The sequence below is a fragment of the Aeromonas sp. PrichA-15 genome (assembly GCF_017939245.1).
GTDB classification, from domain to species: Bacteria; Pseudomonadota; Gammaproteobacteria; order Enterobacterales; family Aeromonadaceae; genus Aeromonas; species Aeromonas caviae.
This window is the reverse complement of sequence record NZ_JAGKRH010000162.1, coordinates 1-935: the sequence shown is the minus strand read 5'-3', so window position 1 is coordinate 935 and position 935 is coordinate 1. Positions and strand designations below refer to the sequence as shown.

The following is a 935-nucleotide window of genomic DNA, read 5'->3' as shown; positions in this document are numbered from 1 at the left end:
GCTACAACACCAGCACCTACGGTACGGCCACCTTCACGGATGGCGAAACGCAGGCCGTCGTCCATCGCGATCGGGGCAATCAGGGTAACAACCATCTTGATGTTGTCGCCCGGCATGACCATCTCTACGCCTTCCGGCAGTTCGATGGTACCGGTCACGTCGGTAGTACGGAAGTAGAACTGCGGACGGTAGCCCTTGAAGAACGGAGTGTGACGACCACCTTCTTCTTTGGACAGCACGTACACTTCGGATTCGAACTTGGTGTGCGGCTTGATGGTGCCCGGCTTGGCCAGTACCTGACCACGCTCTACGTCTTCACGCTTCACGCCACGCAGCAGCGCGCCAACGTTCTCACCTGCACGACCTTCGTCCAGCAGTTTGCGGAACATTTCAACGCCGGTACAGGTGGTCTTGGTGGTATCTTTGATACCAACGATTTCCACTTCTTCACCAACCTTGACGATACCGCGCTCTACACGACCGGTTACTACGGTACCACGGCCTGCGATGGAGAAGACGTCTTCGATAGGCATCAGGAACGGCTGGTCGATGGCACGCTCCGGCTCCGGAATGTAGGTGTCCAGGTGGCCAGCCAGTTCCAGGATCTTCTCTTCCCACTGAGCTTCGCCTTCCAGCGCTTTCAGTGCGGAACCACGGACTACCGGCAGGTCATCACCCGGGAAGTCGTACTCGGACAGCAGTTCGCGAACTTCCATCTCGACCAGTTCCAGCAGCTCTTCGTCATCTACCATGTCGCACTTGTTCATGAACACGATGATGTACGGAACGCCTACCTGACGACCCAGCAGGATGTGCTCACGAGTCTGCGGCATCGGGCCGTCAGTCGCTGCTACTACCAGGATTGCGCCGTCCATCTGGGCAGCACCGGTGATCATGTTTTTAACGTAGTCGGCGTGACCCGGGCAATCTACGTG

1 protein-coding gene is annotated in these 935 nt (G+C 57.5%); it reads right to left on the bottom strand.

The window, feature by feature from the left end:
- Positions 1-935: elongation factor Tu (gene tuf, locus J9889_RS17485; RefSeq protein WP_210557513.1), on the bottom strand; the 935-nt coding region annotated here is incomplete at both ends.